The sequence below is a fragment of the Kaistia nematophila genome (genome assembly GCF_026343855.1).
GTDB lineage: Bacteria > Pseudomonadota > Alphaproteobacteria > Rhizobiales > Kaistiaceae > Kaistia > Kaistia nematophila.
This window is the reverse complement of sequence record NZ_JAPKNK010000002.1, coordinates 111,498-131,422: the sequence shown is the minus strand read 5'-3', so window position 1 is coordinate 131,422 and position 19,925 is coordinate 111,498. Positions and strand designations below refer to the sequence as shown.

Below are 19,925 nucleotides of genomic sequence, written 5' to 3'. Positions count from 1 at the left end.
GGCGAAGTCAGCTGGGGTTCTGGTCGCGCGATGGAACTGCTGAACATCGGCTCTCTCCCCTTCAATGTGTCGGAACATATTCCGGTAGCGCCGGCCGACTGGAGGCGCGTGGCGCCGTTTCCAGCTCGTCCAGATGCCGATCCACGGTCAGGATGTCGCCCGGCTGCAGGCGATCCTGCTCGCCGACGCGGATCTGCGTCGTTCCGTTGCGGGTCGTGCGGACGACGGCATAGGTCGCGTCTGGGACCCGCCGCACGCTACCCGTTTCCAGATCGTCATTGGCGGCCGCGACGCTGGCGGTGAGCGAGGCGATACGTTGCTCCGTCCGGGCGGCGGCCAGCTCGACGGCGCGCAACGCCGCCGCGCTCTCCGCGGCCCGCGTCTCCGTCAGCGCCGCGGCCCGCTGATCGACCTCCAGCCGGTTCTGCCGGGCGCGGGCGAGCAGGCCGATCACCTCGAGCCTGTCGCGCTTCAGGGCGGATTGCTGGCGCTGGCTGTCGCGCAGACGCGAATAGGCCGTGAGCCCCTGGTCGGCGAGCTGCTGGGTGGCGCCAACATCCTGCGCGATCAGGACCAGGTCGCGGTCATGCAGCTTGAGGCTTTGTTGCAGGGTGTTGATCTCTTCGTCGAGGGTGCGCCGCTGCGCCTCGGAAGCCTCCTCCTGCGCAGCGATCGCATCCTTGCGCACACGGAACAGCGTGGATTCTGCCTCCACCATGTCGCGCGGCGCACCGGAGACGACCAGTCCTCTGTCATCGAAGTCCGCGGCCTTCACCTCGGCCTCGAGGCGCCCTCGCTCGACCCGTTGCGACCAGCGGGTGAGCCTCTCGTCGGCCAGATCCTGCCGAAGCGCCAGCAATTGCAGCGCCGCCCCAGTCACAGGGCTGGCTGGCCGGCGCAGTCCGCCGCCCAGCGCAACCAGCTCCAGCACGATCATCCCGGGTCTGTATTCGAAGCGGCCGGGTGCCTGGATATCGCCCGTGACGAAGACGGGAGCATGGCTGACGACATCGATCGTCACCGTCTGGTCGGCGGGAATTCGTCCGGCTAGCCCATCGGTGAGGCGCTGTGACGCCTCTTCCGGCGTCAACTCCGTCATCTCGATCCGCCCGAGCCGGGGATAGCGGATGGCGCCATCCGGACCGATGGCAAAGCGGCCGCTCAGCTCCTGCTGGCCGAAGACGGTGATCTGCAGCACGTCGCCGGCGCCCAGCCTGTAGGGCTCCTGCGCCAGCGCGCCATCGGCCACGAAGAGCATCCCGGCGATCCAGGCAGGCAGTCCGCCGCGCCGCAGGATCTGGAGTATGCTGCGCATCTAGGCCTCCCGGATCTGCGCGCCGGGCCGATCCGCCATGTCGGCGAAGCGGCCAAGGCTCGATTTCGTCAGGCGCCTCTCGCGGATCGCTGCCCGCGATGCGTCATAGCTTTGATGTGCACGGCGCGCCACCTGGTTGAGGATGAGCGCCGGTACGGGGACACCGCAAAGGGCCAGCTTCTGAAGCGCGGCGAGCACGGCTTCCTGAGGCGTGCTCTCCCAACGGACGAGAAAGAGGACGGCATCGACGACACTGCCGATCCGAGCCGCGTCGGGGGTGGTGAGCGCGGGCGGGGCGTCGAGGATCACCACGTCGAAGCGCTCACGCAACTGCTCGACAAGCCGCTTCATTCCCGCGCCTTCAAGCTGCTCCTTCGTGTCGGCGCCAGGCCCGAGACCGAGCACGACCTGCAGCGGCGTCGCCGGGTCGCGGGTGAGAATGTCATCGATCCCCGCGCTCCCCCGGAAATACGCGTCGAGTCCATTCATGGGATCGGATCGGTGCCGCCGCGGCAAAGCCATCCGGCTCAGTCCCTGCCGGTAGGGATCCGCATCGACGAGAACGACGGATCTCCCGGCCAGCGCCACGGAACGGGCCAGCGCCAGCGCCACCGTGGTCTTGCCCTCTCCCGGCACGGCCGAGGTGACGACGAAGGTGGCCGAGCGGCGGGTCGCCGGCGCAAGGCGCAGCATCCATTGCAGGCTGGCGATCGCCTCGGCGAAGGCATGCCCCGGCGGCTGTGCCCAGATCCCCGCCGTTCTGCGGCGGACGCGCCAGGGCAGGATAGGCAGCGAGCCCAGGACCGCGACGCCCGTCGCGGCCTCGATCGCCCGTCGCGAGCGCACGCGATCGTCGAGTCGTTCGAGGATGAATGCCAGGCCGAGCCCGCCGGCAGCGCCACCGAGCAGGCCCAGCGCCAGGGCGGGGCCGAGACGGAGACCGAACGGCCGGCTCGGCGCCGTCGCCTCGGAGATAAGGCGCACGCCGGGATCCACCAGCCCGTTCTGGTCGACGATCTGCTTCGAGCGACCGAGCAGGCTCTCATAAACGGCCCGGTCGGCATTTGCCTCGCGAGTCAGCGCGTCCAGCTTCACCCGCGCCAGATCCAAAGCACCGTAATTCGCCTGGGCAATGCGAAGTTCCTCCTCCAGCGAGGCGACACGCCGGGCTGCGGCATCGATCTCGTTGCGAAGGCTGGCGAGGATGTGGTCGACCTCCTGGTCGATCTGCCGGCGCACCGCCTCCAGTTCGGCCTGGAGGGCGGGAATCTCGGGACTCTGTGCGATGCCCGTATCCTTCAGCACACGCAGGCGGCGCTCGAACTGGGCCTGGCTGGCGCGCAGCTGCTGAATGATCGGCGAGCCAAGGACTTCACTGAAGCTGTCGAGACCGTTGCTGTCGGCGGCAAGGCGCGCTGCCGTCTTTTCGCGCGCCTCGGCCGTGGCATGGGCGGCGCGCGCCGCGATCAGTTCCGCGTTGAGCGCGCTCAGTTGCTGCGCCGCGAGGGTGACGCCGTCGATCTCCTGCAATCCGGACGAGGCGCGAAATCGTTCTGCGACCTGCTCCGAACGCTCCAGGCGCGCTGCGAGCACCTTGAGACGATCGGACAGCCAGTCGCTGACGCGCCGCGTCGCCTCCATCTGCACATCGTCCTGATAGTCGAGATAGGCCTGCGAATAGCTGTTGGCGACCCGCGCGGCGACGGCGGGATCCTCGGCGGTGTAGGCGATGTAGATCGTGTAAGAATGGCCGTCATTGACCACCTTGAGACCGGAGCGAAGTCGATCTTCTAGCGCTGCGCCCATCTTGTCCGCCGCGCTTATACCGGAAGATTGCGAGCGTGGCCGTGCGGTTGGAACGCCCCCGGTCTCAGAACCCTGCGTCTCGGCCGCGTCCAATCGCTTCGCGGCGGGCCCCGTCGCAGAGAGAGGGAACGGATCGACGCCCTCCTCTGCGAGCTTCGCCAGCACGCGGCGCGCCATGATGCGGGAGCCGATGCGGTCCAGTTCGGTGCGCAGCACGGGGTTCTCAGGCGGCAATGGTGTGACGACCTGGTCGATCGGCATGCCCTGAATGCGGCGCACGTCGAGGGCGAGGACGGCCTCGGCGCGATATAGCCTGGGCTGTCTGGCATATAGCGCTGCGCCAAGGCCGAGGCCGGTGGTTGCAAGCAGGGCGAGCCAGACGGCCCGCCGCCGCAGCAGGGCGCCGATATCGCGCAGCGCCAGGTGTTCCCGCCCCATGGAAGGCGTGCTCTGGACGATCATCATGACCTCTGAAGACTATCCGCAGATGCACCCGAGGCGGCTCGAAGGCGTGGAGACTGCCTGACTGACGCTCGATGGGCGGGCGCGGTTCTCGGAATGCGGCCGGGCGAATGTCGAAACAGAATGGCTAGCCGTAGGCGCTTGCCGGCGACGGCTCCGGATTGGGATCCAGAAGCGATCGCAGACGGATGTTCGCACCGCCGCCCTCGCGATTGGCGGGAAGATTGAATAGGCGCGCCGTGGCCCGTCCGGCCGTCGAAAGGCTGTTAAGCTTGAAGGCGACTTCGGTTCGGTTGTGGGCCTGCAGCTTTCGCATGATGGCCCGGATGTGAACCTTGACCGTGCTTTCGCTGAGCTTGAGCTCATAGGCGATGATCTTGTTGGCCTTGCCCTGTCGCAACGCCGCGGCGACAGCCGCCTGGCGCGGGGTCAGCAGATCGTCGAGCGGGTCATCCTGCGCGCAGTCCTCCGGTGCCAGGATGATCTCGCGCGAGGCAATCAGGCTGCTCGCCGGAACGTAGGTGCCTCCTGCCCGGACCAGATTGACCACCTCCATCACGACGCGGAGGCCGATGCTGGACGGGATATATCCCCGGGCGCCGCGATCGAGCGCCATCAGAACCTGGCTCGCTTCCTCACGGTCGGCGAGCACGATGACCGGTATCCCGGCCCGCTCGCGCTCCAAGGCCGCAAGCGCGGCTCCCACCGACGGCTCATCGACGCCCTGCCCGCCAAGGCTCACAAGGACCGCAGAGACGCCGTCATGATCCGAGCCCTTGCGGATCCACTCCTCAACCGTGCTGAAGTCAAGGATATCGAGGCTGGGTTGACCGGAAAGCAGGCCTCGCGCCAGACATTCTCGCTCCAGCGCCCTGCGGTCGATCAGGGCGATCGTCAATCTGGATGAAGGAGGAGCCGACGGCGATGCTTCCAGCCCCGGCAATTGAACGGGTTCGCTATTCCTCATGCCCGGCTCCATTTGGATGACCAGATGAAAATGGCTTATCGGCATTGCGGTATATGCAACCCTATACAACCACCACAAGACGAATGCAACCCTAAGAACGCATTCTCTTGAATCATTGGTTGTATGGTTGTGCCAAATCTCGGCAGTGCCCCTGGGCGTCGGGTGGCCAATCTGAAAGGGCCAAGTGCCATCCAGACGGTCTCTGTGGTCTGCTTGAACGGCGATTTCCGTCGATGCGGGAGGAAGCGCTTTCCGGCTCAGTCGTGGCCGCCGTCGGGCCTCGGGTGCTGGTGCCGCCATTCGGCCGGCGGCATGAAGCCGCCCTGCCAGATGCCGCGCTTGGCGACCCTGGCTGCCGTTTCGGCAGACTGATAGTCGCCATCCGGCGCGGTGCCGAAGACAACGGCGAAGCCGGCGCGGAGCATAGCGGCGCCGACGTCGTCTAGGCCGTTGACGCGACAGGTGGCCACCTCGCGGCCAAAGCGGTCACGGACGCGCGGCGAGCAGCGCAGGCCGCCCCGCGACACGATCTGGCTCAAGGCTGACTTGGCGGCCTCGCCGCAGCGCCAGGGCTCGTCTTTCGCGTCGGCGCAGGTCTGGCGCAACTCCGGCGCGTCAATGCCGTAGAGGCGTAGTTCGGCACGGTCGATGGCGAGCGAATCGCCATCGCGAACCAAGACGACCGAGCCATCCGCCGCGTGGATCTCGCGCAATGTCTGGTCGATATAGCCGATCAGAAGGAGGCCCAGCACCAGCAGGACCAGGAAGACCAGGGGCGGCGATTTGCTGCGGCGGTTCCGGGCGCGTCTCATGTACAGCGTCCGCTGGAGGCTGAATCAATCGGCGATTGGCTTGAAGGGCTTCGCTGTCCGCTACCTGGCGTGGGCAAGACGAGATCTCGCTCCGACTGGCCGGTCAGAATGCTCGCCCCAAAAAGAAACGGGTCCGGCGCGATGACGCCGGACCCGTCTTGAACCAAAGCGAATTGGCTCAGGCGCTGCGAAGATTCGCGGCGGCCGACTTGCCGCTACGACGATCCGGCTCGACGTCGAAGCTCAGCTTCTGGCCTTCGACCAGAGCGCGCATGCCAGAACGCTCGACGGCGCTGATGTGTACGAAGACGTCGGGGCCGCCGCCATCCTGCTGAATGAAGCCATAGCCCTTCTCGGTATTGAAAAACTTGACGGTTCCAGTTGCCATTTCTCTTGTCCTTTGTGCATTGCCGTGGCCGTGGCCGCGCGGACGCCGCAGCGGCCGATCCGAGTTCCAGCGATGTCTTGGGACGAGCCGTGTGGGCTATATCAAGGCAGAGCTAAACTTTCGAATACAGTCCATATAGGCTGAAACGAACAAAACGACAAACCCGTGATGCGATCATGCACCGCCCTCCCGCCGGCGGTGATTTTGAAACAAATTTGAAGCTTTTCCGATCGCCTGCAGCTTGGCCTTCGGACTGGCTTCGCGGCGCCTCGTGGCCCGAGCAAGGACCCTCACATGCAACCATCCCGTGACATTGCCCGCCTGATCGAGATCATGGAGGCGCTGCGCGATCCGGTGACGGGATGCTCCTGGGACAAGGTGCAGGATTTTCAGTCGATCGCCCCCTACACGATCGAGGAAGCCTACGAGGTTGCCGACGCGATCGAGCGCAACGATCTTGTCGATCTCGAGGAAGAGCTCGGCGATCTGCTGCTGCAGGTCGTCTACCATGCCCGCATGGCCGAGGAAGTCGGCGCTTTCGCCTTCGGCGACGTCGTCATGGCCATCACCTCGAAGATGATCCGGAGGCACCCGCATGTGTTCGGCAGCGAGGATGCGCGCAGCGCCGGGGCCGCCAAGGGCTTCTGGGAGAAGATAAAGGCGGAGGAGAAGCGCCTACGGGCCGAGAAACGGCATCAGGCAGGACAATCCGACACCGAGCCGGTCAGCCTGCTCGACGACGTGCCGGTCGGCATGACGACGTTGGCCCGTGCCGTCAAGATCCAGCAGAAGGCCGGCACGGTCGGGTTTGACTGGAACGACCCGCGCGCCGTGCTCGACAAGATCAAGGAAGAGGTCGCCGAGATCGAGCAGGAACTCGACCGTGCGACGGTCTCCAAGGATCGGGTTCAGGATGAGATCGGCGACCTGCTGTTCGCTGTCGCCAACCTTGCCCGCCACGCCGAGGTCGACCCCGATGCGGCGCTTCGCGGCACCAACGAGAAATTCCGCCACCGCTTCCGCCATATCGAGGCGAGCCTGGCCGCGAAGGGCCGCAGCCCCGCCGAAGCCAGTCTCGATGAAATGGAGGCGCTCTGGGTCGAGGCCAAGTCGCGTCCGCGCGAGACGCGGTAGAGAGGCCGCGCCGGCAGAGCGGCGCAGCCTCTCATGACTTCCGGATCGGATCCCAGGGCTGCGGGTCTTTCTCCGCCTTGGCCTTCTCGGTCTCGTGCACCAGCTTGGCGCCAGGGAACTCGCGATGAAAGGCCGGCTCGTTCTTCTCGGCGACACGGATTCGCGCGACGGTGGTGCCGTCCTCCAGATCCTCGCGCGATAGCACCTCGCCGAGATCGTAGAGCCGATGAAGCCTTCCCAACGCATTACCGCTCAGGGACAGCGAGTAGACCGGACGGTCTTCATTCAGCCGCTGCTCGACGAGATCCAGCAGCGTGCTCACGCCCTCCCCGGTCAGGGCGGAGATCGGCACGATGGCCGGCTTGCCCTTCTCTGTGTGGATGCGTCCTGCGGGTCGTGCATCCGGCGGCATCAGGTCGATCTTGTTCCAGACTTCGATCAGGCGGTCGGTCTTGCCGACCTCGACGCCAAGCTGCTCCAGCACGGACATGACGTCACGCGCCTGCGCCTCGCTGTCTTCATGCGCGATATCGCGCACATGCAGGATCAGCGTCGCCTCGATCACCTCTTCCAGCGTCGCGCGGAAGGCGGCGACGAGATGGGTCGGCAGATCGGAAATGAAACCCACCGTATCCGACAGGATCGCCTCGGTCCCATGCGGCAGCTTGAGCCGGCGCAGGGTCGGGTCGAGCGTCGCGAACAACAGGTCCTTGGCGAAAATCTCGGACTGGGTCAGCGTGTTGAACAGGGTCGACTTGCCGGCATTGGTGTAGCCGACGAGCGCCACGATCGGATGCGGGATCTTGCGGCGGTTCTCGCGCTGCAGACGGCGGGTCCGCACCACGGTTTCCAGCTCGTGTTCGATCCGCGTGATGCGTTCCTGCAGGGCGCGCCGGTCGGCCTCGATCTGAGTTTCACCGGGGCCGCCGAGGAAGCCGAAGCCGCCACGCTGACGCTCAAGGTGGGTCCAGCTGCGGACCAGCCGGCTCTTCTGGTAATTCAGATGCGCCAGCTCGACCTGAAGCGTGCCTTCCCGCGTCTGCGCCCGTTCGCCAAAGATCTCGAGGATAAGGCCCGTGCGGTCGATAACCTTGGTGCCCCATTCCTTTTCGAGGTTCTGCTGCTGCACCGGCGTCAGCGCATGGTCGACGATGACGAGGCCGACATGATCGGCCGCCACACGCTGCGCGATTTCCATCACCTTGCCCGAACCGAACAGGGTCGCCGGCTTGTACATCGGCAGGGGCACGGCAATGCCCTCGACGACGTCGAGTTCGATCGCCAGAGCGAGGCCGATGGCTTCTTCTACGCGAGCAGCCGAGCTGCGCGGGGCGCTGCGGGGATCCCCTTCGTGACGCCGCGTCCGTGCCGGACGAACCGGCACGAGAACCAGGGTGCGCTCGGGAATGCGCTTTGTTTCGATATGAGTATCGCTTGCCTCGGGCCCTTCGGCGCCTTCCGGCAGATCAGAATGGTCGGTCAATCAGGCTCCCGGCCGTTCGCCCTCTTCGCCCGGCTCGAAGAGCTGGACGGGTGCGCCCGGCATGATGGTGGAGATGGCGTGCTTGTAGACGAGCTGGGAATGGCCATCCCGACGCAACAGCACGCAGAAATTGTCGAACCAGGTTACGATGCCTTGCAGCTTGACGCCGTTCACCAGAAAAATCGTCAGTGGAATCTTGCTCTTCCGGACGTGGTTGAGAAACGTGTCCTGAAGATTCTGTGCGCGTTCTGCCATTCTATCTCTCACGCTTGCCGTTGTTGGGGACTATCGTCCCGAGGGCCGGATGCGATCCAGCCTTGCCTTCACTTTGCCCGGATAATCGCTTCGCGTCATCCAAGAAATCGAACCAGCCCTGTAGCAGTGGGCATCCCGTTGCAAGTTTTCAACCGTGCGAACGGGCCGGCGCCACAGCCGCGAACTCATGGAAACGACGGCGCAATTCCGTCGCGATCGTGCCGGGCGCGCCATTGGCGATCGGCTTGCCGTCGAGTTCTACGACCGGCATCACGACCGCCGTTGCCGCCGTGAAGAATGCCTCACGCGCGGCCTGCGCTTCCGCGATGCTGAACGGCCGCTCCTCGATCCGGTAACCGGCGGCTTTCGCCACCTCGAACAGGACCGTGCGGGTAATTCCGCGCAGGATCCCGCTCTCGGCCGGACGCGTGACCAGCTTGCCATCGGCCGTCACGATCCACGCATTGGTCGAAGAGCCCTCGGTCACCATGCCATCGGCATCGACGAACCAGGCCTCATAGGCACCCGCCTCCTTCGCCGCCTGCTTGGCCAGCACGTTCGGCAACAGCGACACGGTCTTGATATCAACCCGCTCCCAGCGATTGTCGGGCACGCTGATGACAGAAACGCCCTTCTCCGCCTTGCTGTCGCCGGCGCGGCTCGGCGCGGATTTCGCGGTGACCACGATCGACGGCGGCGTGCCCTCGGCTGGGAACAGATGGTTGCGCGGCGCCACGCCGCGCGTGACCTGCAGATAGACCAAGCCTTCGCGCACCCGGTTGCGGCGCACCACTTCTCGCATCACCACGCCGAGCGCGGGCAGGCTCATGGGCATCGTGATGCGAAGCTCCCGGAGCGAGCGCTCCAGCCGCGCCATGTGCAGCGCCTCGTCTATCAGCCGGCCATTGCGGATTTCGCAGACTTCATAGACGCCATCCGCGAACTGGTAGCCGCGATCCTCGACGTGAACGACGGCCTCCGCATGACGGAGATAGAGGCCGTTCACATAGGCGAAGCGCGACATGGCATTCCTGCAGGGCGGTTAGAATCAGGCATCGGTCCCGCGAGCGGGGCCGCTATCGGACAGCGCAAGGGCTGCCGCGTCAACCAACGCCGAGCGATTTCAACTTGCGATGCAGCGCCGAGCGCTCCATGCCCACGAACTCCGCCGTGCGCGAGATGTTGCCCCCGAAGCGGTTCACCTGTGCCGTCAGATATTCGCGCTCGAAGATCTCGCGCGCATCCCGCAGCGGCAGCGACATCAGGTGCTCGCCGCCGCGATTGGGCGTGGTGGGCAGCATCTCGCCGACTTCCGGCGGCAGCATGTCGGCGGAGATGGCCTGACTCTCGTCACCACGCGCCAGAATCAACAGGCGCTCGATGTTGTTGCGAAGCTGGCGGATATTGCCAGGCCAGTCATGCGCCTGCAGAACGGCGAGAGCGTCCGAGCCGACGGTTCGGATCGGCAGGCCCGTCGAGCGGGAGATCTGCTCGATGAAGTGATTGACCAGTTCCGGGACGTCGTCGCGACGCTCGGCGAGAGCCGGGACCCGCAGCGGCACGACCGAGAGACGGTGGAACAGATCCTCGCGGAAGCTGCCTTCCGAAATCTCGTGCTCGAGGTCCCGCGCGGTCGAGGAAATGATGCGGACGTCGACATTGACCTTGGCCGTGCCGTTGACGCGCTGGAAGCTCTGGTCGATCAGCACGCGCAGGATCTTGCCCTGCGTCTCGCGCGGCATGTCGGCGATCTCGTCGAGATACAGCGTGCCCCCATGCGCTTCCTCGAGCGCGCCGACGCTGCGGGCGGCCCCGGTGCCGTTCTCGGTACCGAACAGCTCATGCTCCATGCGGTCGGGCGTGATCGCCGCCGCATTCAGCACCACGAACGGACCATCCATGCGCAGCGACGACGCGTGGATGGCGCGCGCCACCAGTTCCTTGCCCGAGCCCGACGGGCCCGAGATCATGATCCGGCTGTTGGTCGGCGCCACGCGCTCGATCGTCTGGCGCAGATGGCTCATGGCGATCGAGGATCCGATCAGCCGGCCGGCGTCGCCGGCCCGCTCGCGGAGGTCGCGGACTTCGCGGCGAAGCTTGGATGCCTCCAGCGCCCGCTCGGCGATCATCAGCAGGCTGTCGGCCTTGAACGGCTTCTCGATGTAGTCATAGGCGCCGCGCCGGATGGCGGAGACCGCAGTCTCGATGTTGCCATGGCCGGAAATCATCACCACCGGCAGGTCGGGATGCTGGCCCTTGATGATGTCGAGCAGGGTCAGACCGTCGATCCGGCTGCCGGTCAGCCAGATGTCGAGGAAGATCAGGGTCGGACGGCGCTTTTCGATTTCGGCCAGCGCGGTGTCGGTATCGCCTGCGGTACGGGTGCCATGTCCCTCGTCCTCGAGGATACCGGCAACGAGCCCGCGGATGTCAGCTTCATCATCGATGATCAGAATATCGGACGGCATGATCTCTATCTTCGTCAGGCGTCTACGGGATTGGTCTGGTGATCTGCGGCAGCGCTGCCATCGCCGCCGTCATGATGGGGCCTTGGCAGCGTGATCCGCACCATGGCCCCGCGCCCCCCTGTGGCGACGGCGGGCGAATCGAGCAGATCGAGCTGCCCGCCATGTTCCTCAATGATCTTGCTGACGATCGCGAGGCCGAGGCCGGTGCCCTTCTCGCGGGTCGTCATATACGGCTCGAGCAGGCGATGCCGGTTTTCATTCGGCAGGCCGATGCCCGTATCGATGAATTCGACGATGTTCGATTCGCCTTCGATCCTGCCCCGGACCGTGATCTTGGCGCCGACAGCCTGCTCCGGCGGCAGTGCTTCGATCGCCTCGGTGGCGTTCTTCACCAGGTTGGTGAAGGCCTGCGAGATCAGACGCGGATCGAAGCGGCCGATCAGCGGTTCCTCCGGAAGATCGACCTCGAAGGCGATGTTCGGATTGGCGACTTCCATGAGGAACACCGCCTCGCGCGCCGCCTCGCCGAGATTGCGCTCTTCGAAGGTCGGCTTCGGCATCCGCGCGAAAGACGAGAACTCGTCCACCATGCGTCCGATATCGCCCACCTGGCGAACGATCGTGTCTGTGCACTGGTCGAAGATTTCGCGCCCTTCGACGATGTGCTTGCCGAAGCGGCGCTTGAGGCGCTCGGCCGAAAGCTGGATCGGCGTCAGCGGGTTCTTGATCTCATGCGCGATGCGACGGGCGATATCGGCCCACGCGGCGCTACGCTGCGCGGAAACAAGGTCGGTGATGTCGTCGAGGGTGATAACGTAGCCATGCTCGGCCGTGTCGGATTCCTCGGTCGTGACGCGGACGTTCACTGTCCGCTCGCGGCCGTCGCGCACGACGGAAACCTGGTCGCGATGCTCCGCGCGATGCGGCTCGTTCAGCGAGGCCTGGACCACGTTCTTCAGCTCCGGCGCCACCTCGCTCACCGATTGTCCGATCGGCGCGCTGTCGTGCAGTCCGAGAAGCCGCATGGCGCCGCGATTGGCAATCGTGACCACGCCCTGCGCATCGATGCCGACCACGCCGGCGCTAACGCCGGCCAGAACCGCCTCGGTGAACCGACGGCGGCTGTCGATCTGCTCGCTGGCGGCGACTAGCTCGTACCGCTGGTTACGCAGCTCGGTCGTCATCGTATTGAAGGTCGCGCCCAGCGCGCCGAGATCGCCGTCAGCGCTACGGAACGGCACATGCACTTCGAGATTGCCGCGTCCGATCTCGTCGGCGGCATCGATCAGGCGCCGGATCGGCGCGACGAGCCTATTGGCGAAGCCGATGCCGAGCCAGACGGCCGAAAGCAGCACCACGAGCGCCAATCCAAGATAGAGGAGCCCGAAGGCGATCTGGATGCCCCAACGGGTGGCCTCAAGGCTCTTGTACTCGTTCACGCTCGCGGTCGTGTCCGAGATGTAACGAATGACCTTCGGGTCGATCTCGCGGGTGATGTAGAGATAGACGTCGGTGTAGTTGTCGAGGCGCGCTATGGCGCCGACGACGTTGGTCGCGCCGGGCGCGATCAGGATGGGATCGGAACCGGCCTTGGCGGCCCGGTTCAGCGCGTCGATAGGCGGCGGCAGGTAGTTGGTCGAAAACTGGAAATTCGCCTGCGCGATCAACGAGCCGTCCGGCTTGACCAGGAAAACGCCCGGAATGCCGCGCAACGCCGCGATCGAGTTCATGAATGCCTGGAATCTGTCCGGATTCTGCTCCAGCAGCGTCTGCGCGCGCTCGAAATCCGACTTGAGCCCGAGAATATCGACTTTCAGCGTCCGGGCGTGCTCTTCGGCATAGGCCTGCGCGATCGACAGCGAAGTGGCGACGATGGCGCGCGTGCGCTCGGAGAACCAGTGATCCAGACCGCGATTGAGGGTGATCGAGGCGACGACGGCGATGAGGATCGCCGGCACGACCGCAACGATGCTGAACAGGCCGACAATACGGATATGGAGCCTGGCCGCGGCGCGCCCGCGCCGCCGGGCGCGGATCAGCAGCGCCACTTCCAGCACGAGTTCTATGACCAGCAGGCCCGTCAGCAGGCCGTTGACGGCCAGCGCCCAGAAGACAACCTGCTCGGAAGGCTGGATCGGCGTCAGCCCCATCAACAGGAAGAAGCTGAAGCAGGCGCAGGTCAGCGCCAGAATGACGGTGATGTAGCCCGCTGCGCGCAGCGTGAAACGACGCCGACGGCGCTCGGAAACGTCGTTCATTTCAGCGGCTGGCCGCGTTGGTCCGGCGGTTGCGATCACCTCGCGCCCCCGTCGAATCGACAAGCCCGGCTGATTCTATTTCGGTCGTATGAGCCCTTCATGAACCGGACCCTGGGACCGAATTGCAACAGCATTGTGGCGAGCGAGCAACAGCCCGCCCGCCATCCCGGGGTTGTCAGCGCGAGTTGCGGATCACCTGGACGTCGAGATCACGGATCTTCTTGCGCAGCGTGTTACGATTAACGCCGAGAAGCTCCGCCGCCTTGATCTGGTTGCCGCGCGTGGCCGCCAGCGCGGTGCTGATCAGCGGGTATTCGACGTCGCGCAAAATGCGGTGATAAAGGCCGGGTGGCGGCAATCCGTCGCCGAAACCGTGGAAATAGGTCGAGAGATGCCGCTCGACCGAGCTCATCAACGTGTCTTCCATCTCGGCCCCGTTCGAGGCAAGCACGGCGGCCGGCTGGTCCAGCTCGGCGTCGATGATGTTCTCGGTGATGGTGTCCTGCGGATAGAGCGCCGCCAGACGGCGGATCAGGTTTTCCAGCTCGCGGACGTTGCCCGGCCAGCGATAGCGCTTCAGGCGCTCGACAGCGGCGGTCTCGATCTGCTTGTGCGGCAGGCCTTCCTTCTCCACCAGGGCGAAGAAGTGCCGGACGAGGTCAGGAATATCCTCCGAACGCTCTCGCAGCGCCGGCAGGCGGATCGGCACGACGTTCAGGCGGAAGAACAGGTCCTCGCGGAACAGGCCCTGGTTGATCAGGATGCGCAGGTCCTTGTTGGTCGCGGCGACGATGCGCACGTCGGTCTTGATCGGCGTGCGGCCGCCAACCGTCGTGTATTCGCCCTGCTGCAAGACGCGGAGCAGTCGGGTCTGCGCCTCCATCGGCATGTCACCGATTTCGTCGAGGAAGAGCGTGCCACCCTCGGCCTGCTCGAAGCGGCCGGCTGAGCGCGCCTGCGCGCCGGTGAACGCGCCCTTTTCGTGGCCGAAGAGTTCGCTTTCGATCAGGTCCCGCGGGATGGCGGCCATGTTGATGGCGACGAACGGTCCGGTGCGGCGCTTGCCGTAATCGTGCAGGGCGCGCGCGACGAGTTCCTTGCCCGTACCGGATTCGCCCGCGATCATCACGGTCAGGTCCGTCTGCATCAGGCGCGCCAGCACGCGGTAGATATCCTGCATGGCCGGCGAGCGGCCGACGAGCGGGATGTTCTCGTTGCCGTCGTCCAGTTGCGCGTCCTTGCCGCGCAACTTCGGCTCGGCCAGCGCCCGGCCGACGATCGAAATCAACTCCTTCAGGTCGAAGGGCTTCGGCAGATATTCATAGGCGCCCCGTTCCGAAGCGCGGATCGCCGTCATGAAGGTGTTCTGCGCGCTCATGACGATGACCGGCAGTTCCGGTCGGGCGCGCTTCATGCGGGGTAGCAGGTCGAAGGCGTTCTCGTCCGGCATCACCACGTCGGTGATGACCAGATCTCCCTCCCCCTGGCTGACCCAGCGCCATAGGGTCGCGGCATTCGAGGTAAGCCGTACTTCGTAGCCCGCCCGCGACAGGGCCTGGTTCAGAACCGTTCGGATGGCCGCATCGTCATCGGCCACGAGGATGGTGCCGCTCGCCATATCAATCGTCCTTGTCTGCGGGCATGGCGCCCGGGAAAGCCGGCATCAGCACCCGGAAGGTGGTGCGGTTCTGCTGGGAGTCACATTCGATCACGCCGCCATGGTCACCGATGATCTTGGCGACAAGCGCCAGACCAAGGCCCGTGCCGTTGGTCTTGGTGGTGACGAAGGGGTCGAACAGATGCGGCAGCATGTCGGCAGGAACACCCGGCCCGTTGTCACGCACCGTGAATTCCAGCGGCAGCGTCACCCGGTTGGTCGAGCCCGGCACGGAAAGCCGGATGCCCGGCTTGAAGGCTGTCGAGAGCAGGATCTCGCCATCGTCGACATTGCCGATCGCCTCTGCGGCGTTCTTCACGAGGTTCAGGAAGACCTGAACCAGCTGGTCGCGATTGGCGTAGACCGGCGGCAGCGAAGGGTCATATTCTTCGATGATGCGGATGTTGCGGGCAAAGCCGGACTGTGCCAGCCGCTTCACATGCTCCAGCACGACATGGATGTTGACCGGGGCACGCTCGACGGGGCGCTCATCGGAGAAAACCTCCATGCGATCGACCAGCTTCACGATCCGGTCGGTCTCGTCGCAGATCAGGCGGGTCAGCGCCCGGTCGTCGTCGTCGACGGAGGATTCAAGCAGCTGCGCGGCGCCGCGAATTCCGGAAAGCGGATTCTTGATCTCGTGGGCGAGCATGGCCGCCAGGCCCGTGACCGAGCGGGCGGCACCGCGATGGGTCAATTGCCGGTCGATCTTCTCGGCCATCGTCTTTTCCTGCAGCAGGACGACGACGGCATTCGGTCGCTCAGGAACCGGCGAGGCATAGATGTCGACGATACGGTCGGCGCCGTTACGCGGCGTTCCAACATCGACGCGATATTCGTTGACCGCGGCGCCGCGCGTGCGGACCTGTTCGATCAGGGCGAGGAGCGGGCTGCCGAAAGGGACGAAATGCTCCAGCGGCTGACGTCGCAGGACGGCGATCGATGCCTGGAAGAAATCCTGCGCGGCGCTATTCGCCTCGGCGACGTGGCCGGCGCCGTCGATCATGATGATGGGGTGGGGCAGCGCGTCCAGCAGCATGGATGCAGGGCCATTGCCGCTGGCGATGCTGGTGTCGATGGGCGCCAAGTTCTTGTTCACGCGGCTCTCCTCATTTCGGCCTCGCCAAGGTGCCGGCGCAGGAGCGCGACGACGCGCTCCGGTTGGTGTTCCGTCAGGATGGCGAGGCGGGCCGACGGCTCGATGACATCGCTGCCGAGCGCCTCAAAAGTCCAACTCAGATGCTTGCGGGCGTTGCGCACGCCGAGGATCGGCCCATAGAGGGCGATCATCTCCTCGAAATGGCTTACCACCAGCTCGATCAGCGCGTCGCCGCGCGGCGCCTCGGGCATGACGCCGGTCGCGGCGAAGCTCGCGAGGTGCCCGGGCAGCCAGGGACGGCCACAAGAGCCGCGGCCGACCATGACGCCGTCAGCACCGGATTGGCTGAGCATCGGGCCAAGGCTTTCCGGGCTCAGACAATCGCCATTGGCGATCAGCGGGATCGACACCGCCGCCTTGACGGCCGCGATCGCCGCCCAGTCGGCGGTGCCCTTGTAGAATTGGCAGCGGGTGCGGCCATGCACGGTGACCATCGACACGCCGGCCGCCTCAGCGCGCCGCGCAAGCTCGGGCGCATTGATCGTCTTGTCATCCCAGCCGAGCCGCATTTTAAGCGTTACGGGGACAGGGCTGGCGCCGACCGTCGCCTCGACCAGCGTCAGCGCATGGTCGAGATCGCGCATCAGCGCCGAACCGGAATAGCCGGTGGTGACCCGTTTCGCCGGGCAGCCCATGTTGATATCGATGATGTCGGCGCCGGCATCTGCGGCAGCGCGCGCGCCCTCCGCCATCCAGTGCGCCTCGCGCCCCGCAAGCTGGACAACATGCAGACCGTTGCCCGTCGCCTCGGCGCGCATGGCGGTTTCCGCATTGCCGCTGGCGAGCTCCTCGCTGGCGACCATCTCGGATACGACGAGGCCGGCGCCGAACGACGCCGCGACGCGCCGAAACGGCCGATCGGAAACCCCGGACATAGGCGCGAGCAGCACGCGATTGGCGATGGTGACGCCGCCAATGTCGAGAGGCTCTGCCAGGCGGGAGATCGGATTGGAAAGGTCAGACAATTGACTATCGAATAGGCACGGGTTCGGATGCCTACATATTAGTCACAGATCGAGTGACGGCAAGAGACTTGTTGCGTTGCGAAGTGGAATCTCCGATCCATGCGGTCGATGTCGAGCCGGACCGGTCGGGGTCCGGCCCCAGCCGAGGATCCCTCGCCCATGACCGAAACCATCCCCTCTCCGCGCTTTGCGGCTTTGATCGTCGCGGCGGGACGGGGCGTGCGCGCCGGCGGAGAGGTGCCGAAGCAGTATCGCAAGCTGGCCGGCCAGGCGATCCTGGGGCGAACCACGGCGCGCTTCTTGTCGCACCCTCGGATCGACGAGGTGCTCGTCGTCATCCATGCCGACGATGCGGCGCTCTATGAGGCGGCCGTCGGCGGCCAGCCGGGCCTGCTTCCCTTCGTAACCGGTGGTGCCACGCGGCAGGAATCGGTCCGTCGCGGGCTCGAGGCGCTGGCGGAGCGCGGCATCACGCATGTCCTGATCCATGATGCCGTTCGTCCGTTCGCCTCCCCTGCCCTGATCGACCGCGTCATCGACGGTCTCGCCGCTTCCGACGCCGTGCTCGCCGCCTCGCCCGTCACCGACACGCTGAAGCGCGCCGACGCCGGCGCCATCGTCAGCGGAACCGTGTCACGCGACAATCTTCACGCCGCCGAGACGCCGCAGGGCTTCCGCCTCGACGCGATCCTGGAGGCGCATCGCCGCGCGGCGAGCGCGCCGGAGCATTTCACGGACGACGCCGGCATCGCCGAGTGGGCCGGCATCCCGGTCAGGCTCGTGCTGGGCGAGCGCTCCAACATCAAGCTGACCCTGCCGGAGGACATCGAGGTGGCCGACACGCGCCTACGCATGGAAGAGCAATTGCGGGCCGGCGAAACCCGCGTCGGCACCGGCTACGACGTCCATTCCTTCACCGAGGGTTCGAGCGTCTGGCTCGGTGGCGTCGAGATCCCGCACGATCGCAAGCTCTCCGGCCATTCCGACGCCGATGTCGCCCTGCATGCGCTGACGGATGCGGTTCTTGGCGCGATCGCCGACGGCGACATCGGCGATCATTTCCCGCCATCCGACCCGCAATGGCGCGGTGCCTCCTCGGATCGGTTCCTCGCCTTCGCGGCCGAGCGGGTGCGCGCCCGCGGCGGCGTCATCGTCAATCTCGACCTCGCCATCATTGCCGAGGAACCCCGGATCGGACCGCATCGCGACGCCATGCGGGCGCGGATCGCCGAAATCGCCGGGATCGGCGCCGGCCGTGTCGGCGTGAAGGCGACGACGAACGAGAAGATGGGCTTTGTCGGCCGCGGCGAAGGCATCGCCGCGATCGCGACCGCCACGATCCGCCTGCCCTTCACGGAGGAAGACGCATGACCGACCTTACGCCCCTGCAGGGCGATGCCCAGGCGCTGATCGAGCTTTGCATCGCCCGCGGCCTGAAGATCGCCACGGCCGAATCCTGCACCGGCGGCCTGATCGCCGGCGCACTGACCGAGATCTCCGGCTCCTCCGCCGTCGTCGATCGAGGCTTCGTCACCTATTCCAACGCGGCGAAGGCCGAGATGCTCGGCGTGCCGAAGGAACTGATCGAGCGTGTCGGCGCCGTCAGCCAGGAAGTCGCGCTCGCCATGGCGGCCGGCGCGCTGGCGAAGTCCGGCGCAGACCTTGCCGTCGCCGTCACCGGCATTGCCGGCCCCACCGGCGGCTCGGCCGAGAAGCCGGTCGGCCTCGTCCATTTCGGCGTCATGCTGCGCGGCGCTCCGGCGCGTCATGCAGTGCGTGTCTTCGCCGACCGCGACCGTTCCGGCGTGCGCTTCGCGACCGTCGTCGAGGCTTTGAAGCTGCTGCGCGAAACGGCAGCCCAAGAGGCCTGAACCGATGATCGTCCGCGAGCGCCCGAACTGGTTCGGCATGATGCTGGTGTGGCGCGGGTCGGTGCTGCCGGTGATCCTACCGCAGCTTCTTCTGACCGCCGCATTCGCCACGCTGGTGACGCTGCTGCACGGCCAGTTGTTCTCGTTCAAGGTGACGCTGACCTTCGTGCCGTTCTCGCTGATCGGCATCGCCATCGCGATCTTCCTCGGCTTCCGCAATAGCGCCAGCTACGACCGTTTCTGGGAAGCGCGCAAACAATGGGGCGCGCTGCTTATCCATGCCCGCTCGCTCGCCCGCCAGGCGATGACGCTGCAGGACGACCCCGAGGCGGCGCGCGCCATCATCCGCGCGACGATCGCCTTCACCCACGCGCTGCGCCATCAGCTGCGCCGCACCGATCCGCTGCCGGAACTGCGCGCCTTCCTGCCGGCAGATTTCGTCGATGGCGAGCTGGCGCGGGCCCAATTCCGCCCGGCCCTCATCCTGCTCCACATCGGCAGAGAGATCGCCGACCTCCGCCGCTCGGGAAAGATCGATCCGATCCTCGTCGCGGCTATGGAGCGGCATCTCGATGCGCTGTCGGACGTGCTCGGCGCCTGCGAACGTCTCGCCGGCACGCCGCTGCCCTTCACCTATTCGGTGATCCTGCACCGCACGATCTATCTCTACTGCTTCCTGCTGCCCTTCGGCCTGGTCGATTCGATCGGCGTGCTGACGCCGCTGATCGTCGCGTTCCTCGCTTATACGTTCTACGCGCTGGAAGCGCTCAGCGACCAGCTGGAGGAGCCCTTCGGCACGGATGCCAACGATCTCGCCCTCGACGGCATGGCGACCATGATCGAGACGACGCTTAAGGAGATGCAGGGCGAGACCGAGCTGCCGGCACCGGTCAAGCCGGTCGGCTATGTGCTGACTTGAGGCGGG

17 protein-coding genes are annotated in these 19,925 nt (G+C 65.8%); 4 read left to right on the top strand and 13 right to left on the bottom strand.

Annotated features, from left to right (window positions below; translation table 11 throughout):
* Positions 1-61 precede the first annotated feature (61 nt).
* The 5 genes from OSH07_RS04870 to OSH07_RS04850 all read right to left on the bottom strand — a co-directional run bounded on the left by OSH07_RS04870 (position 62) and on the right by OSH07_RS04850 (position 5,750).
* Positions 62-1,249, bottom strand: a complete 1,188-nt coding sequence (locus OSH07_RS04870; RefSeq protein WP_266337495.1) for a polysaccharide biosynthesis/export family protein — start codon at positions 1,247-1,249, stop codon at positions 62-64.
* A gap of 66 nt (positions 1,250-1,315) precedes the next feature.
* Positions 1,316-3,586 (bottom strand): GumC family protein, encoded by a 2,271-nt coding sequence (locus OSH07_RS04865; protein WP_266337494.1) that lies wholly within the window; start codon positions 3,584-3,586, stop codon positions 1,316-1,318.
* Between the two features lie 124 nt (positions 3,587-3,710).
* Positions 3,711-4,550, bottom strand: coding sequence for a response regulator transcription factor (locus tag OSH07_RS04860; protein ID WP_266337493.1), 840 nt, complete (start codon positions 4,548-4,550; stop codon positions 3,711-3,713).
* 257 nt (positions 4,551-4,807) lie between these two features.
* Positions 4,808-5,362 (bottom strand): thermonuclease family protein, encoded by a 555-nt coding sequence (locus OSH07_RS04855; RefSeq protein WP_266337492.1) that lies wholly within the window; start codon positions 5,360-5,362, stop codon positions 4,808-4,810.
* 178 nt (positions 5,363-5,540) lie between these two features.
* Entirely contained in the window at positions 5,541-5,750 is a 210-nt protein-coding gene (locus tag OSH07_RS04850; protein ID WP_266337491.1) for a cold-shock protein, read from the bottom strand.
* Between the two features lie 294 nt (positions 5,751-6,044).
* Here OSH07_RS04850 and mazG point away from each other — a divergent pair, with 294 nt between their 5' ends.
* On the top strand, positions 6,045-6,884 hold the full coding sequence (gene mazG / locus OSH07_RS04845) for a nucleoside triphosphate pyrophosphohydrolase (RefSeq protein WP_266337490.1): 840 nt from the start codon (positions 6,045-6,047) through the stop codon (positions 6,882-6,884).
* A gap of 31 nt (positions 6,885-6,915) precedes the next feature.
* Here mazG and hflX read toward each other — a convergent pair whose 3' ends face one another.
* The 8 genes from hflX to dusB all read right to left on the bottom strand — a co-directional run bounded on the left by hflX (position 6,916) and on the right by dusB (position 17,129).
* The gene (gene hflX, locus OSH07_RS04840) at positions 6,916-8,367 is read right to left on the bottom strand and encodes a GTPase HflX (protein ID WP_277614164.1); all 1,452 of its coding nucleotides are present in this window, start codon (positions 8,365-8,367) and stop codon (positions 6,916-6,918) included.
* Entirely contained in the window at positions 8,368-8,622 is a 255-nt protein-coding gene (hfq, locus tag OSH07_RS04835) for an RNA chaperone Hfq (RefSeq protein ID WP_018181607.1), read from the bottom strand. It abuts the gene before it with no gap.
* A gap of 148 nt (positions 8,623-8,770) precedes the next feature.
* Entirely contained in the window at positions 8,771-9,646 is an 876-nt protein-coding gene (locus OSH07_RS04830; RefSeq protein WP_266337489.1) for a D-amino-acid transaminase, read from the bottom strand.
* Between the two features lie 79 nt (positions 9,647-9,725).
* Positions 9,726-11,090 (bottom strand): nitrogen assimilation response regulator NtrX, encoded by a 1,365-nt coding sequence (gene ntrX / locus OSH07_RS04825; RefSeq protein WP_266337488.1) that lies wholly within the window; start codon positions 11,088-11,090, stop codon positions 9,726-9,728.
* Positions 11,091-11,104: 14 nt separating this feature from the next.
* Positions 11,105-13,348 (bottom strand): sensor histidine kinase NtrY-like, encoded by a 2,244-nt coding sequence (locus OSH07_RS04820; protein ID WP_266337487.1) that lies wholly within the window; start codon positions 13,346-13,348, stop codon positions 11,105-11,107.
* Positions 13,349-13,523: 175 nt separating this feature from the next.
* Positions 13,524-14,966, bottom strand: a complete 1,443-nt coding sequence (ntrC, locus tag OSH07_RS04815) for a nitrogen regulation protein NR(I) (protein ID WP_266337486.1) — start codon at positions 14,964-14,966, stop codon at positions 13,524-13,526.
* A 1-nt stretch (position 14,967) separates the two neighbouring features.
* Positions 14,968-16,044 carry a two-component system sensor histidine kinase NtrB gene (locus OSH07_RS04810; protein WP_266338169.1) on the bottom strand — a complete coding sequence of 359 codons (1,077 nt, stop codon included), beginning with the start codon at positions 16,042-16,044 and terminating at the stop codon, positions 14,968-14,970.
* Between the two features lie 56 nt (positions 16,045-16,100).
* Positions 16,101-17,129, bottom strand: a complete 1,029-nt coding sequence (gene dusB / locus OSH07_RS04805; RefSeq protein WP_266337485.1) for a tRNA dihydrouridine synthase DusB — start codon at positions 17,127-17,129, stop codon at positions 16,101-16,103.
* Positions 17,130-17,288: 159 nt separating this feature from the next.
* Between dusB and OSH07_RS04800 the strand changes: the two genes are divergently transcribed.
* From OSH07_RS04800 to OSH07_RS04790, 3 genes are read left to right on the top strand one after another with little or no spacing between them, the layout of a single operon-like run.
* Complete coding sequence (locus OSH07_RS04800; RefSeq protein WP_266337484.1) at positions 17,289-18,500, top strand: bifunctional 2-C-methyl-D-erythritol 4-phosphate cytidylyltransferase/2-C-methyl-D-erythritol 2,4-cyclodiphosphate synthase; 1,212 nt, start codon at positions 17,289-17,291, stop codon at positions 18,498-18,500.
* On the top strand, positions 18,497-19,000 hold the full coding sequence (locus OSH07_RS04795) for a CinA family protein (RefSeq protein ID WP_266337483.1): 504 nt from the start codon (positions 18,497-18,499) through the stop codon (positions 18,998-19,000). Before OSH07_RS04800 ends, OSH07_RS04795 begins: the two co-directional genes overlap by 4 nt.
* Positions 19,001-19,004: 4 nt before the next feature.
* Positions 19,005-19,919 carry a bestrophin family protein gene (locus tag OSH07_RS04790; protein ID WP_266337482.1) on the top strand — a complete coding sequence of 305 codons (915 nt, stop codon included), beginning with the start codon at positions 19,005-19,007 and terminating at the stop codon, positions 19,917-19,919.
* The last annotated feature ends 6 nt before the right edge of the window (positions 19,920-19,925 follow it).

Bases quoted from the DNA above. Each gene is read 5' to 3' on its own strand.
- OSH07_RS04830 (WP_266337489.1), bottom strand. From the start codon at position 9,646: ATGTCGCGCTTCGCCTATGTGAACGGCCTCTATCTCCGTCATGCGGAG.
- ntrX (WP_266337488.1), bottom strand. From the start codon at position 11,090: ATGCCGTCCGATATTCTGATCATCGATGATGAAGCTGACATCCGCGGG.
- OSH07_RS04810 (WP_266338169.1), bottom strand. From the start codon at position 16,044: ATGCTGCTGGACGCGCTGCCCCACCCCATCATCATGATCGACGGCGCC.
- OSH07_RS04855 (WP_266337492.1), bottom strand. From the start codon at position 5,362: ATGAGACGCGCCCGGAACCGCCGCAGCAAATCGCCGCCCCTGGTCTTC.
- hfq (WP_018181607.1), bottom strand. From the start codon at position 8,622: ATGGCAGAACGCGCACAGAATCTTCAGGACACGTTTCTCAACCACGTC.
- OSH07_RS04795 (WP_266337483.1), top strand. From the start codon at position 18,497: ATGACCGACCTTACGCCCCTGCAGGGCGATGCCCAGGCGCTGATCGAG.
- OSH07_RS04800 (WP_266337484.1), top strand. From the start codon at position 17,289: ATGACCGAAACCATCCCCTCTCCGCGCTTTGCGGCTTTGATCGTCGCG.
- OSH07_RS04865 (WP_266337494.1), bottom strand. From the start codon at position 3,586: ATGATGATCGTCCAGAGCACGCCTTCCATGGGGCGGGAACACCTGGCG.
- mazG (WP_266337490.1), top strand. From the start codon at position 6,045: ATGCAACCATCCCGTGACATTGCCCGCCTGATCGAGATCATGGAGGCG.
- OSH07_RS04850 (WP_266337491.1), bottom strand. From the start codon at position 5,750: ATGGCAACTGGAACCGTCAAGTTTTTCAATACCGAGAAGGGCTATGGC.
- OSH07_RS04860 (WP_266337493.1), bottom strand. From the start codon at position 4,550: ATGAGGAATAGCGAACCCGTTCAATTGCCGGGGCTGGAAGCATCGCCG.
- OSH07_RS04790 (WP_266337482.1), top strand. From the start codon at position 19,005: ATGATCGTCCGCGAGCGCCCGAACTGGTTCGGCATGATGCTGGTGTGG.
- ntrC (WP_266337486.1), bottom strand. From the start codon at position 14,966: ATGGCGAGCGGCACCATCCTCGTGGCCGATGACGATGCGGCCATCCGA.
- OSH07_RS04820 (WP_266337487.1), bottom strand. From the start codon at position 13,348: ATGAACGACGTTTCCGAGCGCCGTCGGCGTCGTTTCACGCTGCGCGCA.